The organism is Bacillus sp. FH, from assembly GCF_052216825.1.
GTDB classification, from domain to species: Bacteria; Bacillota; Bacilli; order Bacillales; family Bacillaceae_G; genus Bacillus_A; species Bacillus_A paranthracis.
The window spans coordinates 1885176-1912135 of record NZ_JBQOUU010000001.1; the positions used below are offsets into that span (position 1 = coordinate 1885176).

General features: G+C 37.1%; 29 protein-coding genes and 1 pseudogene. 6 read left to right on the top strand and 24 right to left on the bottom strand.

Features of this window, described 5'->3' with window-relative positions; genetic code table 11:
* Positions 1-14 precede the first annotated feature (14 nt).
* Positions 15-287: a DUF3917 domain-containing protein gene (locus ACTT1L_RS10000; RefSeq protein WP_000636593.1), complete on the bottom strand. Its 273-nt coding sequence runs from the start codon at positions 285-287 to the stop codon at positions 15-17.
* A 148-nt stretch (positions 288-435) separates the two neighbouring features.
* Between ACTT1L_RS10000 and dhp61 the strand changes: the two genes are divergently transcribed.
* The 3 genes from dhp61 to ACTT1L_RS10015 all read left to right on the top strand — a co-directional run bounded on the left by dhp61 (position 436) and on the right by ACTT1L_RS10015 (position 1414).
* On the top strand, positions 436-732 hold the full coding sequence (dhp61, locus tag ACTT1L_RS10005; RefSeq protein WP_074540374.1) for a protein Dhp61: 297 nt from the start codon (positions 436-438) through the stop codon (positions 730-732).
* An 81-nt stretch (positions 733-813) separates the two neighbouring features.
* Positions 814-1050 (top strand): DUF3949 domain-containing protein, encoded by a 237-nt coding sequence (locus tag ACTT1L_RS10010; protein ID WP_000637881.1) that lies wholly within the window; start codon positions 814-816, stop codon positions 1048-1050.
* 1 nt (position 1051) lies between these two features.
* Positions 1052-1414 carry a DUF4288 domain-containing protein gene (locus ACTT1L_RS10015; RefSeq protein WP_220779946.1) on the top strand — a complete coding sequence of 121 codons (363 nt, stop codon included), beginning with the start codon at positions 1052-1054 and terminating at the stop codon, positions 1412-1414.
* Between the two features lie 35 nt (positions 1415-1449).
* Here ACTT1L_RS10015 and ccpA read toward each other — a convergent pair whose 3' ends face one another.
* The 4 genes from ccpA to ACTT1L_RS10035 all read right to left on the bottom strand — a co-directional run bounded on the left by ccpA (position 1450) and on the right by ACTT1L_RS10035 (position 4973).
* Positions 1450-2448: a catabolite control protein A gene (gene ccpA / locus ACTT1L_RS10020; protein WP_001103296.1), complete on the bottom strand. Its 999-nt coding sequence runs from the start codon at positions 2446-2448 to the stop codon at positions 1450-1452.
* A gap of 552 nt (positions 2449-3000) precedes the next feature.
* Complete coding sequence (locus ACTT1L_RS10025; RefSeq protein WP_000738019.1) at positions 3001-4017, bottom strand: CamS family sex pheromone protein; 1017 nt, start codon at positions 4015-4017, stop codon at positions 3001-3003.
* 117 nt (positions 4018-4134) lie between these two features.
* Positions 4135-4461, bottom strand: a complete 327-nt coding sequence (gene ytxJ / locus ACTT1L_RS10030) for a bacillithiol system redox-active protein YtxJ (protein WP_001057466.1) — start codon at positions 4459-4461, stop codon at positions 4135-4137.
* Complete coding sequence (locus tag ACTT1L_RS10035) at positions 4461-4973, bottom strand: DUF948 domain-containing protein (RefSeq protein WP_001197726.1); 513 nt, start codon at positions 4971-4973, stop codon at positions 4461-4463. The genes ytxJ and ACTT1L_RS10035 overlap by 1 nt, the downstream gene beginning before the upstream one ends.
* A 187-nt stretch (positions 4974-5160) precedes the next feature.
* Here ACTT1L_RS10035 and ACTT1L_RS10040 point away from each other — a divergent pair, with 187 nt between their 5' ends.
* Complete coding sequence (locus ACTT1L_RS10040; protein ID WP_048557788.1) at positions 5161-6276, top strand: aminopeptidase; 1116 nt, start codon at positions 5161-5163, stop codon at positions 6274-6276.
* Between the two features lie 45 nt (positions 6277-6321).
* Here ACTT1L_RS10040 and ACTT1L_RS10045 read toward each other — a convergent pair whose 3' ends face one another.
* The 15 genes and pseudogenes from ACTT1L_RS10045 to ACTT1L_RS10115 all read right to left on the bottom strand — a co-directional run bounded on the left by ACTT1L_RS10045 (position 6322) and on the right by ACTT1L_RS10115 (position 20952).
* Entirely contained in the window at positions 6322-6504 is a 183-nt protein-coding gene (locus ACTT1L_RS10045) for a hypothetical protein (protein ID WP_000878351.1), read from the bottom strand.
* Entirely contained in the window at positions 6501-6905 is a 405-nt protein-coding gene (locus ACTT1L_RS10050; protein WP_001010634.1) for a PH domain-containing protein, read from the bottom strand. Before ACTT1L_RS10050 ends, ACTT1L_RS10045 begins: the two co-directional genes overlap by 4 nt.
* 77 nt (positions 6906-6982) lie before the next feature.
* Positions 6983-7474, bottom strand: coding sequence for a GNAT family N-acetyltransferase (locus ACTT1L_RS10055; protein ID WP_220779945.1), 492 nt, complete (start codon positions 7472-7474; stop codon positions 6983-6985).
* Positions 7471-8018, bottom strand: a pseudogene (locus ACTT1L_RS10060) (GNAT family N-acetyltransferase). Before ACTT1L_RS10060 ends, ACTT1L_RS10055 begins: the two are co-directional and overlap by 4 nt.
* A gap of 58 nt (positions 8019-8076) precedes the next feature.
* A complete protein-coding gene (locus tag ACTT1L_RS10065) occupies positions 8077-8982 on the bottom strand; it encodes a DMT family transporter (protein ID WP_071742004.1) in 906 nt (301 codons plus the stop codon).
* On the bottom strand, positions 8972-9385 hold the full coding sequence (locus ACTT1L_RS10070; protein WP_000276595.1) for a MerR family transcriptional regulator: 414 nt from the start codon (positions 9383-9385) through the stop codon (positions 8972-8974). The genes ACTT1L_RS10065 and ACTT1L_RS10070 overlap by 11 nt, the downstream gene beginning before the upstream one ends.
* Before the next feature lie 120 nt (positions 9386-9505).
* The gene (gene murC, locus ACTT1L_RS10075; RefSeq protein ID WP_000219470.1) at positions 9506-10816 is read right to left on the bottom strand and encodes a UDP-N-acetylmuramate--L-alanine ligase; all 1311 of its coding nucleotides are present in this window, start codon (positions 10814-10816) and stop codon (positions 9506-9508) included.
* 252 nt (positions 10817-11068) lie between these two features.
* Entirely contained in the window at positions 11069-12187 is a 1119-nt protein-coding gene (locus tag ACTT1L_RS10080) for a nicotinate phosphoribosyltransferase (protein ID WP_000658369.1), read from the bottom strand.
* Between the two features lie 61 nt (positions 12188-12248).
* Positions 12249-16403 (bottom strand): DNA translocase FtsK, encoded by a 4155-nt coding sequence (locus ACTT1L_RS10085; RefSeq protein WP_442821892.1) that lies wholly within the window; start codon positions 16401-16403, stop codon positions 12249-12251.
* A gap of 221 nt (positions 16404-16624) precedes the next feature.
* Positions 16625-16969: a hypothetical protein gene (locus tag ACTT1L_RS10090; protein ID WP_000813335.1), complete on the bottom strand. Its 345-nt coding sequence runs from the start codon at positions 16967-16969 to the stop codon at positions 16625-16627.
* A gap of 229 nt (positions 16970-17198) precedes the next feature.
* Entirely contained in the window at positions 17199-17813 is a 615-nt protein-coding gene (ytpR, locus tag ACTT1L_RS10095) for a YtpR family tRNA-binding protein (RefSeq protein WP_001006759.1), read from the bottom strand.
* Positions 17810-18622 carry a DUF1444 domain-containing protein gene (locus tag ACTT1L_RS10100; protein ID WP_000784613.1) on the bottom strand — a complete coding sequence of 271 codons (813 nt, stop codon included), beginning with the start codon at positions 18620-18622 and terminating at the stop codon, positions 17810-17812. Before ACTT1L_RS10100 ends, ytpR begins: the two co-directional genes overlap by 4 nt.
* Before the next feature lie 78 nt (positions 18623-18700).
* Positions 18701-19015 carry a thioredoxin family protein gene (locus ACTT1L_RS10105; RefSeq protein WP_000838188.1) on the bottom strand — a complete coding sequence of 105 codons (315 nt, stop codon included), beginning with the start codon at positions 19013-19015 and terminating at the stop codon, positions 18701-18703.
* Between the two features lie 83 nt (positions 19016-19098).
* A complete protein-coding gene (locus ACTT1L_RS10110; RefSeq protein ID WP_074543141.1) occupies positions 19099-19608 on the bottom strand; it encodes a DUF84 family protein in 510 nt (169 codons plus the stop codon).
* 270 nt (positions 19609-19878) lie between these two features.
* Positions 19879-20952, bottom strand: a complete 1074-nt coding sequence (locus tag ACTT1L_RS10115; protein ID WP_002170155.1) for a M42 family metallopeptidase — start codon at positions 20950-20952, stop codon at positions 19879-19881.
* Positions 20953-21100: 148 nt separating this feature from the next.
* Here ACTT1L_RS10115 and ACTT1L_RS10120 point away from each other — a divergent pair, with 148 nt between their 5' ends.
* Positions 21101-21412: a PepSY domain-containing protein gene (locus ACTT1L_RS10120; protein ID WP_000118540.1), complete on the top strand. Its 312-nt coding sequence runs from the start codon at positions 21101-21103 to the stop codon at positions 21410-21412.
* Positions 21413-21648: 236 nt separating this feature from the next.
* On the opposite strand, the gene ACTT1L_RS10125 is transcribed toward ACTT1L_RS10120, so the two are convergent.
* Complete coding sequence (locus ACTT1L_RS10125) at positions 21649-22503, bottom strand: YtnP family quorum-quenching lactonase (protein WP_071743053.1); 855 nt, start codon at positions 22501-22503, stop codon at positions 21649-21651.
* Between the two features lie 70 nt (positions 22504-22573).
* On the bottom strand, positions 22574-23227 hold the full coding sequence (gene trmB / locus ACTT1L_RS10130) for a tRNA (guanosine(46)-N7)-methyltransferase TrmB (RefSeq protein ID WP_001239380.1): 654 nt from the start codon (positions 23225-23227) through the stop codon (positions 22574-22576).
* Between the two features lie 233 nt (positions 23228-23460).
* Between trmB and ACTT1L_RS10135 the strand changes: the two genes are divergently transcribed.
* Entirely contained in the window at positions 23461-23739 is a 279-nt protein-coding gene (locus ACTT1L_RS10135) for a YtzH-like family protein (protein WP_001122234.1), read from the top strand.
* 3 nt (positions 23740-23742) lie between these two features.
* Here the strand turns inward: ACTT1L_RS10135 and ACTT1L_RS10140 are convergent, their stop codons facing one another.
* Both ACTT1L_RS10140 and pulA read right to left on the bottom strand, forming a co-directional pair.
* Positions 23743-24540, bottom strand: a complete 798-nt coding sequence (locus tag ACTT1L_RS10140; protein WP_001055736.1) for a phosphotransferase family protein — start codon at positions 24538-24540, stop codon at positions 23743-23745.
* Between the two features lie 229 nt (positions 24541-24769).
* On the bottom strand, positions 24770-26911 hold the full coding sequence (gene pulA / locus ACTT1L_RS10145; RefSeq protein WP_000921716.1) for a type I pullulanase: 2142 nt from the start codon (positions 26909-26911) through the stop codon (positions 24770-24772).
* Positions 26912-26960 lie beyond the last annotated feature (49 nt).

Sequence of the window (26960 nt, forward strand, 5' to 3'; positions counted from 1 at the left end):
GCCTTTTCTATATGCTATAACGTTTCCGAATTCATATGAATAAATAAAATAATACCAGCAACCATAAGTACCATAATACTACTTGCAAATAGTGTAATCCCCATAAACATTAAACTTGTGCTCATATCCACCGATACACTTTCAATAAAAATAGAAATTACATACGTGATAAGGGCAATTCCTGCAAGAATACTTCCTGGAACAAATCGCTTTAAACCATTTTGTTTTAACGTCATATATGCAAAAATAGCAGTCATACAAAGCGTAATTATCCAAAGAACGATCATCTCTTCTCCCCCCTCACAAGCCTTTTCTTTCTATTATACATGACATTGCCCTATAATAGTTATTTTTACACTTATGTGACATATAACAAGGAACAATACTATTTTGTAGCGAAGTCACCAATAAGCCATATACTCGGGAGGATTTCAATTGGAAGATGATATTGTAGGATATTTTAAACAAGTAGAGCGATTCCATTATATTACAATTGACTTAGACAAAAAGTTTTTTTATATGGAAATTGTACAAATAGAAACAAATATAACTTCGCTAAAAATATCACTTAACTTAGATAAAGATGAAACTATTATTGCTGGCAATGTGAAACAATATGATCCTTCTAGGTTAGAACAATTCATACAAAGCTTTAAACACACTGCACAAACATGTCTTGCACATAATTTACGAAGTCCTGAAGAACTTTTTGCATTTTGGAAAGGAAATTGACCACTAGAAACAAATGGATATTATTCGTATAATTTGATATAATTACCATATATAAATATTCTTTATAAGGGAGTGTTCATAATGATTTGGATTTCACTAATCGTATTAGCCTATTTCATCATTCTCGTCCCAATACAGTATAACTACATTAAAATACTCAAAGAAAAACAGAAGAAAATGAATATGTCACAAAACGAACTATATGACAACATGTCTTATGAAGAATCCCAAATACATTACCATTACCAAAGTAACGTATTTACAATACCTGCTTCACTTGTGGCAAGTATTATTTATAGAGTGAAACATGCAGCATAATATGTACGCTGTAAAATTATTGTTTGAATCTGTTCATTCTGGTGAGCCTGATCCTACGAAAATGGATGAGCATTACGAAGAAAATCACGATACACTTTTTGAAGAAAGTATTATTCTTGTTAAGGCACACAGTTTTGAAGAGGCCCATGCACTAGGTGAACAAATCGCTATACAGTCTGAGCATACGTACGATAATATGTACGGTGAGCAAATAACATGGACGTTTCGAACACTGTTGCATGTGTTTGAATTAGACGATACACCATTTGAAACTGGAAAAGAATTATACGCAAGATTTTTACACGTTAAGAAAAATGAAACGGTGGATACTATAGTTCAAACATACTATCCTGAATATAAATAAAAGCTCACAGCAATCGCTGTGAGCTTTTTTTATACTTACTTCGTTGAATCTCTAAATTGGATACGGTGAGGTAAGATAACAGTGTGATCTTCCACTTTTTCTTTGTTCATATACTTTGTTAATAGACGCATTGCTACTGCACCGATATCATACATCGGTTGTACAACTGTTGAAAGTTGTGGACGAACCATTAATGCAAGGCGTGTATTATCGAAACCAAGTACTTCTACATCAGTTGGTACATTTAATCCAGTGTCTTGTGCTGCGTGGATTACACCTAGTGCCATTTCGTCAGAAGATACGAAGATCGCTGTTGGCTTTTCATCAAGGCTCCAAAGCTTTTCGAATGCTTCGATACCTGAGTCATATGTGTAATCTCCATCGATTACAAGATTTTCATCATATGAAATACCTGCTTCTTCTAGAGCTTTTTTATAACCTTGTAATTTCTTCGCGCTTCCCGCTTTATCAATGAAAGGACCAGAGACGAAACCGATACGCTTATGTCCTTGTTCAATAAAGTGCTTCATTGCGTCGTAAGCTGCTTGTGTATAATCAATGTTTACTGATGGCGTTTCATTTTGCTCATCAAATGACGCTGCTAATACGATTGGTACTGGAGACTTTTTAAATTCTTCAATGTGAATGTCTGTAATATCTTCACCCATGAAAACAATTCCGTCCACTTGTTTTCCAAGCATCGTATTTAATAAATGGAACTCTTTCTCTTTGTTTTGGTCAGAGTTACTTAAAATGATGTTATATTTGTACATTGTTGCGATATCTTCAATTCCACGAGCAAGTTCTGCATAAAACGTATTTGAGATATCAGGAATAATAACACCTACTGTAGTTGTCTTCTTACTTGCTAATCCACGTGCTACCGCATTTGGGCGGTATCCTAAACGATCAATTGCTTCTAATACTTTCTTTCTTGTTGTAGGCTTTACATTTGGGTTACCGTTCACAACGCGTGACACGGTAGCCATTGAAACGTTCGCTTCGCGCGCTACATCATATATTGTTACGTTCATCTCATCGCACACTCCTTCTATTTTTGCTATCTATTTTTATGTATCGGTTACTTGAATGAAAAAAAGACATCAACTCTATTTGCAGATGCCACCAATCGTCCCGAGTTCTTCCTTTTACTAATGATACGATAAAAACGCAGGGTCATACAATATTTTCCCGCAAAAGTTTCGAAAAAATTCGCTTCTTTTCTCGTATTTTCGTATTTTTCATGAAAAAAAGGGTATTTTTTGTAAAAATATAGATGTTTCATAAGTAGAAATCTTATTTTAAGCAGTACACTAACTAGTAATTGAAATTTATATCAGCGATTTTTTGAATATATCGACTTACCAACAAAAATCGACAATGATAGGCATTTGATGCGCTGGATCTGGAAGTACTCTACAATTGGCAATAGAAGATCCCATCCCCCTGTAGAATGCGTTACATCGACAATGCAAGGGGGAAATTGAGATTAGTACAGCGGAAATATGGAGCGTATTACGTGACGCCCTGTCCCATCGTCCCCTTTCATTTACAGTAAAAAAAGACAGTTTAAACACTGTCTTTTTTTATAAGAAGGAAACAAACGGTTTATCGCTGTTTTTCTCTTTTATAACAATTGCCTCAATTTTATTCTCGGACTTTATCTGCAATTGTACTTTTGCATCTTTCGGTAATTGGTCTAACATACTTTGAGCGGCGAGTTGAGTAAGAGCCATTAATTCTGTTTTACCGTTATATTTAATAACAATATCCATATTTAATGTATCCATTTGATTTTTCTTATAAGAAACTTTAGCATTTACTGGGATAAAGTCTCCAGGAGAAAAACCTTTCATTGCCTCAGCAAATTTATTTATTTTTTCATTATCTTCTCCATGTGCTTGTGTAAATTCATCGGAAGGATATGAATACGCTTTTTCTTCAATTGCATTCCAATTTCCAAGGTTCGTATCATTCTTTTGAACGGTAGCACTAGCAATATACGTGCCATTTTTTAAAGAACTTGTACTTTCTTGCTTAAAGATAGCAAACGTAATTGGGGATTTATTATACTTGTCATTTTTATGAATAGCTTCAATAAGTTGCTTAGCAACTTCAGTCCCCTTAGACATTGCCTCTTCATTGGATACACTTGAAGACATAGCTAACCCAATTACAACGCCAGATAAACTTAATTCATTTGAATTCTGTTTCCCGAAATAGTCTTGTTCTATAATATTTGTCAAAACGGGTGCTTCTACTTTTGCGACTAGTTCATCAACTAACTTCTCAGGAATATACTGATTTAATTGAAGCACATGGTTTTCTGTATCAAATTGCTCTTTTGCAATATTCATTAAACCATTTTCATACTCTGCTAAATCTAATTTAGAATTTGTTTTTACATTAGCTGTATTTATAACCTTTTGTTCTTTTAAAGGAATTACAGTTCTATAATAATCTTTAGAAACAGCAGTTCTCGGAATCATGCTTTTTTCTTTCGTATCTTTCTGTATAACTTCATCCTTCTTACTAATCGTATCATTACTACAAGCTCCTAGTAATAAACTTACGACTGCGAAGGATAATGCCATTTTCTTCATTACTTAAAACCTACTTTCAACAATCTAGTTATTTAGTTTGAACTATTAACAGTTTACCATTAAATATATTTCAACAAAAACAAAAAAAAGAAGCAAGCACCTTTTGCTTGCTTCTTTTTACTTAATATTCTCTTCTAAAGCATCTTTTTTTATGTTCCAATGAGACGTATTCCATACTACCATCCCATCTTTTATGTATAACACTTGCGGAGATTCATGTTTAATGCTGTACTGTTCTGCAACACGATTCGAAACATCTCTCGCATCTTGTACGTATAAGTAATACGCTGGTACCGCTCTTTCTTCACTACAATAAGCTTGAAATTCTGTATAGGCACCATGACTAATCGGGCATGTCGTACTATGTTTAAAAAGAACATAAGGCTCGTTTTTTTCTACTAGTACTTCAAGCTCTTCAATTGTTTCAAGTTTTGTCATATTCATTACGATTCACCTCTCATACGAAGTCTAGAGCGCTTTTCTTTCTTTTCAGCTTTTTTCTCGAGTCTTTCTAATTTACGTTCTTCTTTTTCAACCTTTTTCTCTTGTCTTGTCGCACGATAATGATTGTATACTTCAATTGCTGCGCTACTCCACTGTACAACTTGCGCTACTTTATCTGCATTATTTTCAATTTCATCCGTAACAGACTCTGATACATTACGAAGTTTCGTATTTAAAGAATGGATTGTCGTTCCAATTCCATCTACACCCGATACTACTTTATTTAATGATTGTGACTTCTGTTGAATGTCATCAGCTAACGCATTTGTTTTATGTAATAATTGCTCCGTCTCTACGCTAATCCCTTGCATTTGCTTTTCTAAACCTTCTAACGTGCTTGCAACGTTTTCTAACGTCTTCTGAACCGATAACAACGTTCTGCATACATACACTACTAATACAGCGAAAGCAACCGCGATAATAGCTGCACTTACATATAAAAGAACTTGCATTTCATCACTTCCTTTATCTTTTTCATACTTTCCCCTATTATACAATCATTTTCCGTTTCGTTCTAATCCCTATCTTTCCATTAGAATTTTCATACTTATTCGTTAACTTTAACATAAATGATTCAACAAATTCCACTAAGTAGGTTACAATAGGAGAGGATACATAATTAGTAGGGAGGCTTTACATATGAAAGATCCACGCATTGAAAAGTTAGCATACAATTTAATTAACTACTCTATTCGCTTACAAAAAGGCGAAAAAGTATTAATTGAAAACTTTGGCTTACAAAAAGAACTTGTAACTGCACTTGTTAAAGAAGCATATGCAGCTGGTGGTTTCCCATTCGTTTCTTTAAAAGATCATCAAGTAGATCGCTCTTTATTAATGGGTGCTACTGAAGAACATTTTGAACAAATCGCAGCCTATGAAGCAAACGTAATGAAAGATATGGACGCTTATATCGGTCTTCGCTCTGGCGATAACATTAACGAACAAGCTGACGTGCCAAGTGAAAGAATGCAAATTCACGGTCAAACAGTTGGTAAGAAAGTTCATAGAGACATTCGCGTTCCAAAAACACGCTGGGTTGTTCTTCGCTACCCAAATGCTTCTATGGCACAGCTTGCGAAAATGAGCACAGAAGCTTTCGAAGACTTCTACTTCGAAGTATGTAACTTAGACTACGGTAAAATGGATAAGGCGATGGATAGCCTTGTTACATTAATGAATAAAACAGATAAAGTGCGCCTAACTGGACCTGGAACTGACTTAACATTCTCTATTAAAGACATTCCAGCAATTAAATGCTCAGGTCATTTAAACATTCCAGACGGTGAAGTATACTCTGCACCAGTTCGTAATTCTGTTAACGGTACAGTTTCTTACAACACGCCATCTCCTTACAACGGTTATACATTTGAAAATGTACAACTTAAGTTCGAGAACGGCCAAATCGTTGAAGCAACTGCAAACGATTCAGAACGCATTAACAAAATCTTCGATACAGACGAAGGCGCACGCTACGTTGGTGAGTTCGCAATTGGCGTAAACCCATACATCTTACATCCAATGGGAGACATCCTATTCGATGAAAAAATCGATGGCAGCTTCCACTTCACTCCTGGACAAGCTTACGACGATGCATGGAACGGTAACAACTCGAACATTCACTGGGACTTAGTATGCATCCAACGCCCTGAATACGGCGGCGGCGAAATTTACTTCGACGACGTACTAATCCGTAAAGACGGACGCTTCGTTGTACCTGAATTAGAAGCTTTAAACCCAGAGAACTTAAAATAATGAAAAACGCTCGGGATTTTTTCCGAGCGTTTTTTTATCTTCACTCTATATTGAGCTACTTTTCTCACTTTTTGTTTGCTGGAAGTGAAAATAATACAAAAGCGCCACTGCAATAGTACCAATCAATATAGGAACATATAAAGGCAGATCCCATTTCATATATACTCTAGTGCAACCAACAAGTACAAATAATATTTCCAAGCAAAACAAAGGTTTTACATATTTCATTTCTTCCCTACCATTTCTATTTTCACATGTGGATTCTCTTTCTCAATAAGTGCCAAAAATTCAGTCATATGTTGCGGCATCGCAACCATATGTACTTTATATGCATTCGTCGTAATTTCAAGGTAGTTTCCAACTTGACGAACAACTCTTATATCTTTTAATACAACATCATCATTTAAAATACCGTACTTTAATACACCATCTTCTACTTTATGCTTTTTAATAAATACTTCCCAAACGAGTGGTACATTAACAAGGAAGCATAAACTCATCCCAATTAACGCTGTCATCCACTGCTCTTTATTTGCGACAATCATGACGAGTGGATACACAAACATAAAAGCTAACGTGAGACAAACGAAAATGACTACTGACTTACTTCTTTGAATCGGAAAGTTCATACACGCACCCCCTAACCTAAATTATACCACTTTTTCCATTTTAGTTCATAAAAAAAGGCCATTTCTATATGACCTTCTTAAACAATATATCTATAAAATTTCTTATCCACCTGCAACACTGGAAAACTTTTTGGCAACTCATCTATACTCACACTTTCAAAACCATTCTTTTCATAAAAGCGATGCGCCGCTAAAAATTTCACTGTCGTTCCTAAGTAAATATCCTTCAGCTTTTTATTCTCAGCCCACGAAATTGCTGTTTGGAGCAACTTATGTGATGCACCCCACTCTTTTCCCCGAAATTCTTTTTTTACGAACATTTTTCTTAACGCTACTTGATGATTCCCAATATCTAATAAAGCTACTGTTCCAACTACTTTACCATCATAAATTGCTACCCAAAAGTTGCCATGATTCCTTTGATAAAATGTTTCTATTTCAAGCAGGTCCGGCTGCTCTTCTTTCGTAATGGGGACATTGTACTCTTTCTGCTGAATATGAACGATAAGATTTACTACTTCCTCTTGAAATGTACTTTCATACGGAACAATATGAATCTTCTCGTTCATCGGATCTCCTTCCATTCTGAAGCTAGTAAACTATATACCGCGATATCGTGAAAATGATCGTATAGCCATTCATCATCTCTTAAAATACCATCTAACTTAAACCCTAAACGTTCTGGAATAGCGCGGCTTTTCACATTTTCAACACCGCATCTAATTTCCATTTTATTTAATTTTAAATTCTCAAATGCATAGTGAAGTACAGCCTTCACGCTACGCGTCATAATACCTTTCCCACCAGCATCTTCTGCAAGATAATATCCGAGACTTGCCGCTTTCTTCCCCAGCTCACTGGATGAATACCTACCATCCCAACGAGCTTTCCTTTATAACGTATACCACTTTCAAAACCGTCTCCCTCTGCAAACTTCTTTAACCACATCGGACAAATCTCATTATAAGCATCAGCAGATTTCGTCCCATCTACCCAAGGAAGCCATCTTCTTAAATGATTACGGTTTTGATTTATTAATTGATATAGTTCCTCTTTATGATGTTTTTCTAGTAATTGTAGTTCGATTTCGTCGTCTACTCGGAGTGTGAACATGTTTTTTAGCTCCCCTTTTTATTTTTCTTATTATTCTAACATTTCTAAACGAAAAATGTTAAATATTCACACTTTCTTTTGATTTTATTTGTATAAAACCTGATGAACACATTACTCCCGTAATAACTAATATCATCCCTATACATTGTGCGGGTGCTATATTTACTCCCTCTAAAAAAGAAATAATCATTGTAACTACAGGCACTAGATTAAAAAATAAAGATGTTCTCGCTGCACCAATTTGAGCAATTCCATTATTCCACCATAAGTAACCTAGCACACTCATTCCGATTGCCATAAAGAGAATTGCTCCCCAAGCTAATAGGGTGATTTCAAAAAGTGGCACTGTACTTTTTTGCGTAAAAGACATGATGGTAAAGGCAAGAGCACCAATAGTCATTGTATAGGTTGTAGTCTGTATTGGGCTCCCAGTTTTAATAAACTTTCTGCCTAGTACACCGTATAACGCCCAGCAAATATTTCCTAATAAAATATAAAAATCCCCTTTTGAAAATGATAAATTTTGTATTGCGATAAACGAACCTTGCGTAAGCACAAAAACAACACCAATTAGTGCAAGTAACATTCCAATACCTTGACGCTTTACTATTTTCTCCCGTAAAATGACACTTGCTAACAGCGTCGTAACAAGCGGGTTTGTCGCCATAATAAGTGCACCATTCATAGCTTCTGTATGTTTCATTCCTAAAAAGAAAAAGAAGTTAAAACCGAATACACCAACAATGCCTAACAAAAGGTAATAGATCCTGTTTTGCCTCCATACCTCCACCTCAAAATCTTTTCGTATTTTTAACAGACATAACATCACAAATGCAGCAATCCCAAAACGCCATGCTGCTATATGAATCGCTTCGAAATACTGCACCGCATATTTCGAAGCATTAAATGTTCCACCAGTAAATATCGCAAATCCTAATAACTGCGCATATACTTTATTTTTCATTGTCGGCCTCCAAGTCTTTTCCTTCTAGAAAACCGTAATAGATTTCTAACTTCTCTTCTGTTAGCTGGACAACTTTTCGCAATTGTTCTTGCTGTTCTTTTAATCTTTCTAAATGAGTTGTTAAAATTGAAATTCTCTTTTTTACTTTCGCTGGCACTTCCTCTTTCCTCTGCCTAATTTCCTCTATAATGCATCCATCACTTGCAAACTCAGCCATCTCTTCTAATGACATTCCAGTTTGTTTTAATGAACATAAAAATTTTAATAGGCGCACATCACCTTCTGTATATTGACGAATCCCGCTATTTCGCGTTGGTGGTGGTAATAATCCTAATTTCTCATAGTAACGCAAAGTATGAATACCCATCCCTGTTAATTCTGCTACTTCACCGATTTTATACATGTTCTCTCCCCCTTGTTTTTACATATTCATCTTACAACCTAGAGTTAGCTCTAGGTCAATACAGAAATAAAAATCGAACACAACAAAAAAGACGCACAGCTAAGCTATGCGTCTTTTCTATTACTTCTCTGCAACTTGAACTTCTTTTACGTAAGCTGCTTCGAATTTTTGGATGTCTCCTGCGCCCATGAAAATGAGAACGCCGTTTTTATGTTTCTTTAATACATCCGTTGTTGTATCTGTAATTAATTCTGCACCGTCAATACGCTTTTGCAGATCTTCGATTGTTAATTCACCTTTGTTTTCGCGCGCTGATCCGAAAATATCACATAAGTATACTTGATCCGCTTTGCTTAGGCTTTCAGCGAACTCATCTAAGAACTTTTCTGTACGTGAGAATGTGTGTGGCTGGAATACAGCGACAATTTCACGCTCTGGATGTTTTTGACGAGCGGCTTCAATCGTTGCATTAATTTCTGTCGGATGGTGTGCGTAGTCATCAATAATAACTTGCTCTCCCATCGGCTTCTCATTAAAGCGACGTTTTACGCCTTCAAAAGTTGTTAACTGATGCTTAACTGCTTCTACATCAACATTTTCATAATGGCAAAGCGCGATTACTGCTAATGCATTTAATACGCTGTGATTGCCATATCCTGTAATTTTGAACGTGTCATAGTACGTATTACGAACGAATACATCGAAAATAGTACCATCTGTTCTCTTTTGAATGTTACGTGCTTGGAAATCATTATCTTCTCCAAATCCATAGAAAATAACAGGTACTTTCGCTTGAATTTTTTGAAGTTCTTCATCATCTCCACATGCAATAATGCCTTTTTTCACTTGCAATGCCATCTCTTGGAATGCACTGAATACATCATTGATATCTGTGAAATAATCTGGATGATCAAAATCAATGTTTGTCATAATCGCATAGTCTGGATTGTAAGACAAGAAATGACGACGATACTCACAAGCTTCAAATACAAAATACTTACTATTTTCTACCCCATGCCCTGTTCCATCTCCAATAAGGTAAGATGTAGGGTGTGCACCTTGCATTACATGGGCTAACAAACCAGTTGTTGATGTTTTTCCATGTGCACCAGTTACAGCAACACTTGTGTATTGGTTCATAAGGTCACCTAAGAAGTGATGGTAACGATGTACTGGGATGTTTAATTCTTTTGCTGCTACGATTTCTTCATGCGTATCAGGAAATGCATTTCCTGCAATAATCACTTGTCCTTCTTTTACATTACTTTTATCAAAAGGAAGAATCGAGATACTACGCTTTTCCAACGCTGTTTGTGTAAAGAAACGCTTTTCATAATCAGACCCTTGAACAGTATGCTTCATGTCATGAAGAATTTGCGCTAATGAACTCATTCCTGTTCCTTTAATTCCTACAAAATGGTAAACTGTCATCTTAAAGAACCTCCAACATTTCGAACTAATACAACGGCCTATCTATAAGACAGTATATGAATCTTTTCTTATTTTGGTAATCATCATACATTTTTGATGTAGTGAAGTTATTCTTCCCTTCACTTATCAGGATAAACTCGTACGTACTTCTTTTTTATGTCCATAACAAATCCATTATAGCAAAAAAGAAGCCGCTATACTATGATAACAGAAAAACTGATAGGGTCAATCACCTATCAGTTTTTCTCTCTCTTACATATCTTCTCTTTTTTCTAATTGAACACGTTCTAGACGTGGGTTTGGACGATATTTACGACCAGCTTTCGCCTCTGGTTTTCCATTTAATTCTACGTTATCACCAGTAAAGCCAATATTCATTTTTAATAAGCTACTTCCTACTCCGTATATATCAACAGGTACGTTTTGAGCTTCAAATTCACGAATACGTTTCTCATCAAATCCACCAGTTACAACGATGTCTACATGCTGGAATCCTTCTTCATCAAGTGCTTTACGAAGTGCGAATACAAGCGATGGGTTTACACCACGTGGATCGAATGTTCCAAGTACTTCTGGGTGGCGAATGAAGTATTGATCAATCATCGTGCGAGACGTATCTACACGTACACCTTTTAATGTTGATCCAAATTCACGTGCTACGCGAAGTGCATCTGTAATGACATCATTGTTGTAATCAATTAATACAACTAATTCATCTTCTGGGAATTTTTTATGATATGCTTTTGCCGCTTCCACAACATCACCATTAAACATTTGAATTAATGCGTGAGGCATTGTCCCCATACCACTTTTGCCCCACCATTCATTCATCGCATGCGTCGCTTGTGCGCTCATACCACCGATGTATGCTGCATAACCGTCACCAGCTTGTTGTGTATAATGATCATCACGGTCTCCCATGAAAATAACTGGTTTTTCTTTATCTACGCTACGTGCAGCTTGGACAACGTTATATACGTTTGTCGCAACCGATGTACGACGAGCTAAAATCCCATCAATAACACCTTCTAAAAATCCGAAATTTTCATAAGGACCATGAATTGTTAACACTGTTTCAAATGGACTAATTTTATCGCCATCTTTTAAAGAGTTAATCTCAAGTTCCTCAGGATTTTTAGCGAATGTTTGTAGCAATGCAATAACTTCATCTGTTCCGCAAAGAACTGCATTTTCCTTTTGGAAAAATTGCATCGTTACAACACTTTTCGGGCGAAATTCTTCGATGATTTCTCTAGTCTTTAAAAAGTAAACGGCAGAGAACCAACCTTCTCCAACGCGTTCGTCAAATTTAAATGTTTTATTTGTTAGTCTATTTATTTCACCTTTTAATTTTAATTCAATTTCTTTCATGTCGCTTTACTCCCTACTTTACTATCCAACATTTTCTCTTAGTATACAGCAAAACCGTTTACTATACATTTGTTTCCTGCATAGCGGCAAATTCATCCTCAGAAATAAGGACATCTCTTGGCTTCGTTCCTCTTGCTTCAGAAATAATTCCTTGCGATTCCATCTCTTCAATGAGACGTGCCGCGCGATTATAACCGATGCGGAATTTTCGCTGTACAGAAGATGTGGACGCTCCCCCTTGTTCTACAACAAATTGACATGCATCAAGGAACAATTCGTCTTCCGACTCAGCTTGTTCTGTTTTCGCTAATAAATCCTCTTGCTTAAATAAGTAATTCGGCTTCATTTGCTTTTTCACATGATCAACTGTCTTTTCAATCTCATCATCCGATACATATACACCTTGTACACGAACTGGCTTAGACGTACCGTTCCCTAAGAATAACATATCACCACGGCCAAGTAATTTCTCCGCGCCCCCAATATCAATAATCGTACGCGAATCAACTTGAGATGATACAGTAAACGCAATACGCGTTGGAATGTTCGACTTAATTAAACCTGTAATAACATCTACAGATGGACGCTGCGTCGCTACTAATAAATGAATACCACAAGCACGTGCTTTTTGCGCAATACGACAAATCGCTTCCTCAACATCACCAGGTGCTACCATCATTAAATCGGCTAGCTCGTCAATGACAATAACGATATAAGGTAATGTCTCTCCCGGAATTTCTCGCTCACTTACAATCGTATTGTAACGAGTTAAATCACGAGCTCCTGCGTGCGCAAATAATTCATAACGGCGCTCCATTTCTTCAACTGCCCATTTTAATGCAGCTGTCGCTGCTTTTACATCCGTAATAACAGGTGCTACAAGATGTGGAACAGAATTGTATGGTGCAAGCTCAACCATCTTCGGATCGATTAACATTAACTTCACTTCATGTGGTTTCGCTTTATATAAAATGCTCGTTAAAATGGCGTTAATACACACACTTTTACCTGAACCTGTTGCACCTGCAATAAGTCCGTGTGGCATTTTTCGAATATCCGTTACAATTGGATCACCTGAAATATCAAGTCCAAGCGCAACCGTAAGCGGTGATTCACTCTTTGTAAACACAGGACTTCTTAAAATTTCACGAAGAAATACTGGCTTACTTTCTTTATTGGGAACTTCGATTCCAATCGCACTCTTCCCTGGAATCGGCGCTTCAATACGAATATCTTTCGCAGCTAAACTTAGCTTAATATCATCACTTAAGTTTGTAATTTTATTTACTTTTACACCTGGGTCTGGCTGTACTTCAAAACGAGTTACTGCTGGACCTTGCGATACATTAATAACATGTGCGCCAACGTGGAAATTATTAAACGTTGTATCTAATAATTCTTTCTGTTCTTCCAACCATTCCGTATTATCTAACGCTGCTTGCTGCGGAATCGATAGTAATGTTAATGATGGAATCGTATACGTCGGTGGCGTTTGCAATACATTGCGCACATCATTCTCTCTTTGATTTACAACATATGCTTTCTCTTCTACTTCCGTACTTGAAATTGGCTTTTGTACTTGCTCTGCCACTACTTGTTGTACTGGCTGCACTTGTGGCTCCACTACTTGCTGCATTGGCTTTTCTTCCACTTGTGGTTCCACTACTACTTGTTGCATTGGTCTTTCTTCCACTTGTGGTTCTACCACTACTTGCTGCATTGGCTTTTCTTCCACTTGTGGTTCCACTACTACTTGTTGCATTGGTTTTTCTTCCACTTGTGGTTCTACTACCACTTGCTGCATTGGTTTTTCTTCCACTTGTGGTTCCACTACTACTTGTTGCATTGGTTTTTCTTCCACTTGTGGTTCCACTACTACTTGTTGCATTGGTCTTTCTTCCACTTGTGGTTCTACCACTACTTGCTGCATTGGCTTTTCTTCCACTTGTGGTTCCACTACTACTTGTTGCATTGGTTTTTCTTCCACTTGTGGTTCTACCACTACTTGCTGCATTGGTTTTTCTTCCACTTGTGGTTCCACTACTACTTGTTGCATTGGTTTTTCTTCCACTTGTAGTTCCACTACTACTTGTTGCATTGGTTTTTCTTCCACTTGTGGCTGTTCTTCTACTTGATGTACAGGCTTATTCTCTACTCGTTCACTCATAGAAGGTTGCATTGCATTTGTTCTAGACGTATGTCTTTCCATTAATCGCGCTCTATCTTGTTTCAACATAACAACATTAAATGGTACGTGACGCTTTTTCTCACGTTTTGGTTCTTCTTTTTGTACAACTGGTTGTTCTTCTGCAACTGATTGTTCTTCTGCAATCGGTGCTTCTTCTACAACCGATTGTTCTTCTACGACCGATGTTTCTTCTGCAGCTGGTTGTTCTTCTGCAATCGGTGCTTCCTCTGCAGCTGGTTGTTCTTCTACGACCGGTGTTTCTTCTGCAACTGGTTGTTCTTCTGTAATTAAAACATCCGCAAAGCTTTGAACATCTTTTTTCGTTTGTTCATCAGCCTCAGCAACATGTATGAATTCATTCTTTTGTTCAATTGCTTCATTTAACACCATTTCTTGTTGCATTTCTTCAAGTGCTACAGGTTCTACTTCTTCTGGTGCTTCTGTTTCTGCAATTACTTCTACTTCTTTTCGCTCTTCCGCTTCCGCAATTGCTTCTACTTCTTCTTGCTCTTCTGTTTCCGCAATTACTTCCACTTCTTCTGGTGCTTCCGCTTCCGCAATTACTTCCACTTCTTTTTGCTCTTCTGTTTCCGCAATTACTTCCACTTCTTCTGACTCTTCTGCTTCTGCAATTACTTCCACTTCTTCTGACTCTTCTGCTTCTGCAATTACTTCCACTTCTTCTGACTCTTCTGCTTCTGCAATTACTTCCACTTCTTCTGACTCTTCTGCTTCTGCAATTACTTCCACTTCTTCTGACTCTTCTGCTTCTGCAATTACTTCCACTTCTTCTGACTCTTCTGCTTCCGCAATTACTTCTACTTTTTCTGACTCTTCTGTTTCTGCAATTACTTCTACTTCTTCTGACTCTTCTGTTTCTGCAATTACTTCCACTTCTTCTGACTCTTTTGTTTCTGCAATTACTTCTACTTCTTCTGACTCTTCTGTTTCCGCAATTACTTCCACTTCTTCTGGTATTTCTACAACAATTGTTTCTTCAAGTTTTTCTTCTGCTTTGACAATCACTGATTCTTCTGGTGCTTGTTTTTCTACTTCAATAGTAGGTTGTTCTATTTCTGTACTACGTTTAATTTCTTCTGATAATATTGTATCCTCGTGCTCTACTTTAGAATCTACTAATTCCTCTTGTAGAATGTTTTTGTCCACTACATCACTTTCTTGCTTCGCATCTTCCATGCGCTCAGCAATTGTTTCATGAAGTAATTCAGCCGCTGGAACTTCCTGCGGTGCACTCATTTCTTGAACCACTTCTTTTTCTTCCACTATAGGCTCTTGGCGTTCGATTTCATAACCGTTTTTCTCTAGCCATTGATCAACAACTGACTTTTCTTCCTTTTTACTCTCTTCATATTGTTGCTCTCCTTGCTCGTTAGCAGCTCTATGACTAGAAGAAGTCGGTGCTTGTCCTTCTGAGAAATCAGATAATGTATATCCTTTTTTCTCTAACCATGCATCAACGACTGATTTGCCCTCTACAGATATTTCAAGGTCTTCTCTTTCCTTTACTTCCTCCTGCTTTTCTTCCTTTTTCTCTACTGAAGGACGGTTATATCCGTAAATTGGCGAAATCATTTCTGTTGGACGAAATGGTCTACGGTTACTTTCTTGCGCTGGTGTAGATGCTTTCTTTACGACAGGCTCTCGCTCCGGTTCATATTGTATTTCCGGCTCTTCATATGTAGAAACTACCTTCTCCACATACTGTCGTCTGCTTCTTTCCACTTTGATTCCTCTTTGAATAGGCTGATTCTCATATGTTACAGCTTGAACAGGTTGTTCTTCAAAACGCCCTGTTTCTATAACATCCTCTTCATCGAACCCATTATCCGGTACTAATGGAAAACGGCATTTACCTGCATTCCTACTTGCCATTTGTGCTTCTCTTGCTTCAGTGTAGTGGTTTACACGAGGAATTTTCGGCTGACTTTCAACTTGCTTTTGTACTTCTTTATTCATCGCTGTTTGTTCTTCCTCTTTGTTAAACAGCTTTTTCATCCAATCTAACATGCTTACCACTCTTTCTACTAAATAGTAACATCCTTTATTGTATCAGCATTCGGCAAAAAGTGCAGGTAAAATTAAGCATGTCATATTTATCCATAATATTCTAATTTACGAGTGTTTTCATATAGAAAAACGCATTCTTACATGTAAGAATGCGTTCAAGCTTTACTCTTCCGATACTCATCTACACTATCCGTTACACTTTGCACCGGTCTCAAAGTTTTTTATAATTGTTTTATAATCTCATCTATATTTCCAATATGAACGGGTTGCCACAATTCTGTACCACGCTCTGCCGTATACACTGGATACGCATCATCATCGATATTCACGAAAACTGGGTCTCCCATATCTGTTTCATATCCAATAACAATCCATTCATCTTTCCATTTTCCGTGTTCTTTACTTAGTAATGAATTTTTATGTTTATCATATCGATAACCAATTTGTCCTTTTTCTAATTCATTTTCACTAAACAAATATATCTCATAAGTACCTAACTCGATATCTTGCTGTTTTGAAGTTTCAATTCGTTTCAGAAGTTCTGCGATTTTTGGTTGTTGTTTCATACGTCTATCCCCTTCTTTTTTCTAAATTTTAACTAGTTTGTTTATAAAATACAATATAGATTCAAAGAAAAAAGGTGACATCCTTATAATATGAACGATTTTTTGAATATATCTGTCACAACTCGCAATATATCAACGATTCAATAGAAAACATAGATTACCCGGCGCAAAATGAAAATAAAGAAAAGAGAGGCTGCCCAAAAGGACAACCTCTCTTTTCTTATATCAATTAAAATTTAAACTCTTGTCCAACTTCAAAGCTATCTTCTAATACAAGAATACCTTTTTCTTGTGGAGCATCTGGAAGCTCTAATTCACGTGCTGAACAAATCATTCCAGCAGAAGGAACTCCGCGAAGCTCAGCTGGCTTGATTAACATACCGCTTGGCATTACAGCGCCGATTTTTGCAACGACAACTTTTTGTCCTGCATCAACGTTTGGTGCGCCACATACGATTTGTAATGTTTCTGTACCGATTTCTACTTTACAGATGTTTAGCTTATCGGCATTTGGGTGTTTCTCTTTTTCAGCTACATAGCCTACAACAAATTTCGGAGAAAGATCTGCTTCTACTGTTTCTTCAAAGCCGTTCTTCGCTAAAATTTCGTTAATTTTTTCTACAAGTTCTTTCGTTAATGTAAGGTTACCTGTTTCTTTTACTTCTAAGTAAGAAGATGCATTAAAGATGTTGAATCCTGCTGTTTCGTTGCTTTCACGGTCATATACGCGTGCAACATCTCCTTTGCGATCAAAAGTACGGTTCTCTAAAGTAATATCTTGTAAGGCAACAATTAGAGTGTCACCAATTCCTTCAAGGTTGTAAAAAACGTTCACTTCGTTCATCCTTTCTCTTTTCCATCTGTCTTCTTCCGATTCTTCGCTAAAATAAAGATTGGTTCAAAGTCCCCATCTTCATATACGAATGAAAGTGATGTAATCGGAACATGCCCTTCGGCAAAAAATTTCATTGTCATTTGTGCAATAATATCATAACCGATTTCGTTGACGATATCAGCAATAATTAATACATCTTGGTGAGGAACAGCAACAACCATGTCACCAGAAATCTTTTCACGCATCGATTGTAGTAATGATTCGTTTAAAATACGAGTGGCATCATACCCATCATTTGTGTTTAAAAAGTAGAATGTATTACCTGCCACTGTGTCTTGTTTAAATTCATAACCTAATGAGCGAGCGTTGAATAATGCCATTTCACGCACTTGTTGCTCTGTAAGCCCTAATTTTTGTAATAAACGCTCATCAATAAGACGATATGTTTTATTCGAATCTAGCGCATAGTAAATACGTGTTTCCGCCGTATGATCCGTCATAATAAACGGATTTCCTTCTTCTGCTTGTTTCGGGAAAGAAGTAGAGCGAATAACAGGTAAAATTTTCGCCGCGCTATTTTCTTCCTTATGCATCGCAATTAACGCTTCTTGTACGTAGTAGGCAACCTCTTCAATCGCCTTTTCTTTATTCACTTCCCATTTTGCTACAACTCCTGGAAGCGATACGTTAATACCTTTTTTTGAGTCTTTCTGTTCTATACGTAGAACTTCTTTCTCACTATCATACTGAAAGTCCCATTCCGGGCGAGATAATCTCTTCATTAACTCGTCTTTCATCTTTTTACTTGTCATCTTCATCTCTTTTTCCTCCCTTCCAAAAAAATAACCTCCCCCGCGAAGGTAGAGGTTGTTTTACAATTCAATTGGCAAATTGCCTTATTTTAAACCTTCAATGAACTCTTCGATTTGTTCTTGTGTTTTACGATCTTTGTTTACATAGCGACCTGTTTCTTCACCTTTATTGTACGCTACAAAGCTCGGAATGCCAAATACGTCTAATTTTACGCATAGATCAATAAACTCATCACGATCTACGTAGTAAAATGAGAAATCACTATATTTCTCTTCTACTTCTGGCATAAATGGATCTACGAAGCGGCAGTCTGGACACCATTCTGCTGAGAACATAAAGATTACATTCTCTTCATTTTTTAACTCTTGGAATTGCTCCATGCTTTCTAATGATTTCATCTATATTTCCTCCTCTAACGAGTGCATTTTTTCATGTTATAATCTTTCCTTTATACTACCATACATCGCGCACGGTGCAAGGTTTATGCTTGCTTTTCATCATACTTATATTGCCCAACAAGTAACTTAACAACGTGTACAAATAATTCCGTACGGTCCACATAATCATCCGTAAAAATACCGATAGCACCTTCATGACTACGAATATCTTTTCTCTGTACAAACTCTTCCATCACTTCACTTAACTCCTTGCCCTGTTCAAGAGGTGCTAAAAAATCATCCGGTAACGTAATACGCGCCCCGCCGGCAACGAATGTTTTACCATCACTTGTTGCTAGTGCGCCCCAATTACACATAAATAAACCGTACTCCGTTTTCATTACGCCGCCTTCTAGTCCAATGCCAATTTGAGCTTCCCCTTCCTCTAGCGCTCGCTTCGCTCTATTGATCGCTCCTTGCATCGTCTCTTCATCTGAAAACGGTTGTGCTGCTACTCCTGAAGGAACAGAAAGAGATGTAATTTCGGCATCTTTCCAAACCTTCTCCACAGCTCCAACCTTCGTTTTATTCTTCGATCCAACTACTACTTTCATTTCATTCACCTCTATAAAAATTTATCATTTTGTTCTACTTAAATTAAACATCAATCACTACCATACATCACCGGGCCATCTATTCAACCTAAAAAAAGAAGGTGGATTTCCTCACCATTACCGTCTTCGAACACAAAAACAGCCTTCCTCTCTTTTCCTACTCAGGGTCTTAATACACCATTCGAACACCAATTAGGCACTGACCGCTCCCACACATGGATGGGTCATCTATTCAATCCAAAAAAAGAAAGGCTCTTCAGCCCTTCTTCTCTACGCGTTATTTTTAATTGTCTCTAACGTCGTTTTATCTGTTGCTCTTACAAGCTTCGTAATTAGTTCTTTCGCTGCTGCATAGTCATCAACATGTAAAATAGAAGCATGTGTATGAATGTAGCGTGCGCAAACACCAATTACTGCTGATGGGATACCTGAGTTACTTGTATGTACACGGCCCGCATCTGTACCACCTTGTGAAATAAAGTATTGGTACGGAATGTTGTGTGTTTCTGCTGTATCTAAAATGAATTCGCGCATTCCTCTATGCGTTACCATCGTACGGTCATAAATACGAAGAAGAGCACCTTTTCCTAATTGACCGAACTGTGTTTTGTCACCAGATGCATCGTTAGCTGGACTTGCATCAAGCGCATAGAAAATATCTGGTTGAATCATATTTGCAGCAGTTTGAGCACCGCGAAGACCAACTTCTTCTTGTACAGTCGCACCAGAGTACAATGTGTTTGGTAATGTTTCGTCTTTTAATTCTTTTAGTAATTCGATTGCAAGGCCACATCCATAACGGTTGTCCCAAGCTTTCGCCATAATTTTCTTTTCGTTTGCCATCGGCGTAAACGGGCAGATTGGCACGATTTGTTGTCCTGGTTTTACACCAATCTCAATCGCATCTTCATAGCTATCTGCGCCTATATCAATTAACATATTTTTTATATCCATCGGTTTTGCACGTTGCGCGTCACTTAATAAATGAGGAGGAATAGAACCAACAACCCCAATAACAGGGCCATTCTTCGTCATAACTTGAACGCGCTGAGCTAATAGTACTTGGCTCCACCAGCCGCCTAACGGTTGAAAACGAAGCATTCCGTTTTTCGTAATTTGCGTAATCATGAAACCTACTTCATCCATATGACCTGCTACAAGAACACGCGGGCCAGTTTCGTCCCCTTTTTTCAGACCAAATACGCTACCTAAACCGTCTTGTACAATTTCATCTGCATATTTGCTTAATTCTTGCTTCATAAAACGGCGTACATCATGTTCGAAACCTGATGCACCTTGTAATTCTGTTAACGTACGAAATAATTGTAATGTCTCTTTATTCACGAAGTCCCCTTCTTTCAAACCTTAGTAGAATACCTCTTTTATTGTAACGAAATTTTCGAAATGTTTCTAGTTTCTTCTTTTTTAGCTGTATTTGCTTTATAATTATTATCGGTACACTATTTTTATTTTATAGAATTGAGGTGAATATATGAGCTGGAAAGGTTTAGTAGCAGGTCTTGGCGTTGGGTTCGCAGCTGGTTATTTCGTTGCAAACAAAGTACAAGAACAATCCCATATTTCTTCAGAAAAAGCATTGAAAATGGTAAAACAAGCATTAAGTCATAAAGGTGAAATTACTGGCTCTTGGGTACATATGGTTCCAGAGACATTTGAAAAATATGATGTCGCATACGAAGTGTATCGCGGCGGTCTTACAACGATGTTAAATGATATACAAGAACGATTTGAATTTTTAGTTGATGCTAAAACAGGTACTGTTTTAGAGGTTATAGCAGCATAAACAGGAGGGTTCCCATTAGGTGAACCTCTTATTTTTTAATTGCAGATAGTGCTTGAAATTATATCGGCGTTTTTTCGAATATATCGGCTGCAACTCCAAATATATCAGCGTTTTTTGAAATATATCGACCGTAACTCAAATTATATCGGCGATTTTTGAAATATATCGACTTACCGACAAAAAACGACAACAAAAAGGAGACTGCTCCAACAGACTGCTGGAACACCCTCCCATTTTTATGCTTCTATACCCGTTTTCCGTTCTATTTTTTCTACGATATGACCTTCCTCATTCCACTTTACTGCGCGATAATACGCGTCATGATAAAAAGTGAACCAAGCATCGTTTTCAGCACCATACTTCATCCACTTTTGCTTATTTTCAATCGATGTCATCGGATAATCATCATAAGCCATGACCCATAATACATTTTGATGGGCGTGCGTCGGCAATAGGTCTGCTAAATGCAGCATCGTTTCCCCTTTGCTTTCTAAAGCGATCACTGCGTGTCCGTCACTATGGCCGCCCGTATGCGCCATTTTTATTTCATCCGTAATTTCTATTTCTTGCTGAAACGTAACAACTTGGTCTACAATTGGCTCCCAATTTTCCTTCCAATATGTATTACGGGATCTAATATTTGGATTTCTCATTTCATTCCACTCTGTTTCACTTACGTAAACTTTTGCATTTGGAAAAGTTGGTACAAGTTGATCACCTTCCCATTTCGTTAAACCAGATGCATGATCAAAGTGAAGGTGCGTCATTAAAACGTAATGAATATCTTCAGGCTTTAGTCCCATCTTTTCTAAAGAATTCTCAACTGACGACTCTTCCGTTACACCTTGATTCCGCTTCATCTTTTCATTCAATTTACCATTTCCTATACCAGAATCAATGAGCATGTTGCCATCTTTCGTTTGTAAAAGTAACGGATCTGTTCGTAAATAAATATGATTTGTATCATTATGTTTATATTTACGTGACCAAAGTACTTTCGGCACAACGCCAAACATTGCTCCTCCATCTAAATGTGTGTTCCCACCTTTTAGCCACGTCACTTTTATATCTCCAATTTGTAACTGTTCCATTTTTCATCCCCCTTTTCTTACAATACTAACATAAAATTCTGATTATTTTAGACACAAAAAAACCTATGCATTACTGCATAGGCTCTGTACGATATTTTGCTTCTACTCGGTAAATGCGATGACCTTTACTAGAGAATTTCTCTTCGTACTCAGTCATAATGTTACCTTCAAAGTCGCTGTTATGAAGATCTAAGCTTAAGTAAGTTAGTAACATACCATACTCCGCCATACTCATTAGAGAATATTCAAATAAACCTTGGTTATCTGTTTTGAAATGAATTTCTCCGCCTTCTACTAACACTTCTTCATAATTGCGTAAAAACGTTTTGTACGTTAAACGACGCTTCGTATGACGTTTCTTTGGCCATGGATCTGAGAAGTTTAAATACACGCGATCGATCTCACCTTTTGCAAAGAAAACTGTTAAATCTTCAGCATCTTTATTAATTAACTTTAAGTTCGGTAATTCTTCTTCAATTAATTTATCAAGTGCGTCTACAACAACACTTGTGAATTTTTCAATTCCAATATAATTAATATGTGGATTGGCTTTTGCCATATCATACATAAAGCGGCCACGACCTGTACCTACTTCGATGTGAATGGGTTGCTCATTTCCAAATACTTCTTTCCAGTTACCAGCGCGCTCCTCTGGGTTTCCAATTACGATATGTGAATACTCATTAATTCGATCCATTGCATATGGTTTATGTCTTAAACGCATAGATGTTTCCCTCTCTTTACATAGCTATTTTAAAGGAATAATTCCTTCTTTCTGTTTTTAATCAATCTACCAAACAAAAAACCAAGTACGTACGAGCACTCGGTCCGTTTCTTTCAAGTATAAGATGTACCATTTTGATAAAAACTACATACAGCATTAAACATTCCATGACGAAACAGCTTTTTCTCTTACTTTTCTAAGAAGAGAAAAACAATCGAAAGGATGATCCGTTCATGCCAATTAATCAACAACATCAATTAGAAGTGCTGAAAGATATTTTAGTCAATCACCAAAGTGATTGTTGCGGGACAGTTTCTGAATGCGAGCAATTAGAGCGTCTCATTCAATCGTTACTCGCAAACGATAATATAAGTAGTGACGCTAAAGCAATGCTAAACGATGTATATTCTTATAGTCAATCGGGTAAATCTTCCTCTAATTTGGACAACCACATTTCCAATAATCAAGAACAACTTACTCAGTGGATTGCTGGAATGGACAATTTTTCTTAAGTATTACTCTGAAGCAAGTAGTTGCTGTAAATATTGATGCCAATATTCAGCTTCTGCTTGCTGTTTTTTTGTTGTATGCCATTGAATAGACAAAATCGTTTGTGCTATCACATACCATCTCATACGTTTAAGCAGCGATTCATCCATTTCAATATCATAGTAACCGAGCCACTCACTCCATTCTTGGCGCGGAATGTACCAATATAATAACATACCGAGGTCTAGAGCTGGGTCAGCAATTACAGCTCCATCCCAATCAATTAAAAACAACTCATCTTCATCCGACAATAGCCAATTGTTATGGTTTACATCACAATGGCATACAACGAATTCATTGTATTCAATATCTTTTAATGAATCCATTAAATATTGAAGACCTTGCTGAATTGTTTCCTCATCCCTTATATCTCCTCTTAAAACAAGTTGCAGTTGTTGTAATAACTCTTGTGCGTGAAGCGGCTGCTTCCCAAGTCTCTGAATCATCTGCACAAGTGCTTTAGAGGAGTGTATTTTCTTCAAAAGTTTCGCAACACGTTCTAGTTTCATATCCTCTGGCTCTAACTTCTGTCCCGGAAGCCATTTTTGAGCAGAAATTACATCACCGTTCGTTACCCTTCTTGTCCAAAGTAATTTTGGAACAATTCCTTCTGCTGACAATACCGCTAAAAAGGGCGATGTATTCCGCTTTAAAAATAACTTCTGTTGTCCGTTTTGCGCAATATATGCATCGCCCGTTACTCCACCAGCCGGTACAAGACTCCACTCTTTTCCTAATAATTGTTCCAACCATTCCATATTCATTACCCGTTAACAAATCCTTATCTTTTATAGTTATGAAAAGAAAAACCGCAACATTTCTACACATGTTGTGGATTCATATATATTTTACTGTAAATGAAAAGAAAACTTGGCATAAGCCAAAAATTCTCTATTTTATTTTACAAAACCAGCCATAGAATGACAACTTATCAAAATCGTCACCTTTGTCAATTCTACATTTATTACATTCTCATCGTCAAGTAGCGATTTGTCACATTATCGTCAATATATACGTGCTAATTGGAGCGAGCCTAAGTTCCTTTCCTCTAAATGAAGAAATTGGCTCTATTTTCGCTTGCTTTTCGTTTACTAACACATGCCACGTTTCTTCTTTCGGCAGTTGCACCGTTTTCGCTTCTAAACTGCTATTAAATAAAACGACAATTTCTTTCCACGGTCCAAATGACTCTACATTTTCTAAATGATATGCAAGTACTTCTGGAGATGTTTGCAAAAAAGTCATATACTTTTTTATTAGGTCTGCATTTTGTAACCGGAATGCTCCGTGCTCTTTACGAATCGCAATTAAACCTTTTATATAGTTAACGGTCTCTATTTCTTTCTCTTTTCGATCCCAATCTAATTGATTAATTTCATCATTTGCATTATAACTATTTTCATTTCCTTGCTTCGTACGATAAAACTCTTGCCCAGCATGTAAGAAAGGGATGCCTTGCGACAGAATCACCATTGCAGTTGCTAGCACGTGACGTTTTTTCAAAATCTCTTCCGACTCTTCATTACTGCGCATTAGTTTATCCCACATCGTCATATTGTCATGACATTCTACATAGTTAATGCTTTGCACAGGCTCTAGAAACAAACCTGTTTCTTTCATACTCAAAAGGCTTCCTGATGCAATATACTGCAAATGATTACAGTCTACATACCCACCAAATGCAAAACCACGTTTATTTATATGAAAGGTACTCCCTTTTATCCCATCACGAAATTGATCATTAAATTGCGCAATATGCGGCATTTTCTTTGCGTTATTTAACGTTGCTTTTTCCTCTAGAGGAAGTGGTGTTTGTAGATCCCATCCTTCTCCTAATAGCAGTGCATCTCGCTTTATGTTTCGCACTTCTTTTTCTATTATATTGATTGTATCAACATCTAAAATTCCCATTAAGTCGAACCGAAATCCATCAACATTGTACTCTGTAAGCCAATATAAAATAGACTCTACAATGAATTTCCTCATCATTTTCCGTTCAGATGCTATATCATTTCCGACTCCCGTCCCATTAGAGGGCATACCATTTTCACCATGACGAAAATAATATCCTGGAACAAGCTTTTCAAATGACGATAGCTCTCTTTCATACACATGATTATATACTACATCTATAATCACTCTAATACCGTGCTCATGAAATGTTTCAATCAGCTGTTTACACTCTACGATCCTGTTATACGGGTCAGAAGGATTTGTAGCATAAAATCCCGTTGGTGCGTTGTAATATAATGGATTGTAACCCCAATTATACGCAGAGGAAGGGTTTGCCTCATCTACACCACCGAAACAATATAAAGGTAATAGTTCAACATGTGTAACACCTAAATCTTTTATATGAGACAAACCTGTTAACGTCCCATTTTGTCCTGTTGTTCCTTCTTCCATTAGCCCTTTATATGTTCCTTTTTTACTCACTCCACTATTCGGATGAATAGTAGCATCACGAATATGCAGTTCATACAATATGGCGTCTGTCATTGCTTGTAAAGGTGGTAATTGCCCTCGCTTTGTTACATTCGTCTTTTCCAAATCAATAACAACGCCGTACTTCCCATTTACAGTCACTGATTTTGCATAAGGATCCACAGCTTCGTTCCATATTAAATTTATACAAACAAGAAATGTATACTTTTCTCCGGCTAAATCGCCTTGTAATGTATGAGCCCATACCCCATTTTCTTCTCTGTGCATTTCGTGATCGGTATATTCTTTATCACTTTTATAAATTCTTACTTTCGCAAGCCTCGCAGTTGGAGCCCATACTTTAAATGTAGTTGCTTCCTTTTGGTGTACTGCCCCTAAATCTGTACCTTCGTAATAATACTTTTCATCGAAAATCGCTGTTCTTATGACAGCACCTATTTGTAAATCTGTTTCTTCATTCCGTTCATCTCGTACTGTATAATACTTCCCCACATCTAGCGGCTCTTCTATAAAGCACTCATACTTCGTTGCATCCGGAAGCGCAATTGTATGAGCAATCGGTAAATCTTTCACGTTACTTCCTTCTTGCAAACGAAATGTCCGACTTGTTCCATACGCATGTGGGAGCAAAATTGTAATTTTGTTCATTTCATCTAAATAGGCATCAAATGGACGTTTTACTTTCAACATAAAAAAATCACCATCATTCTTAAAGTTAAAATGAAACGAGCTGCAAATG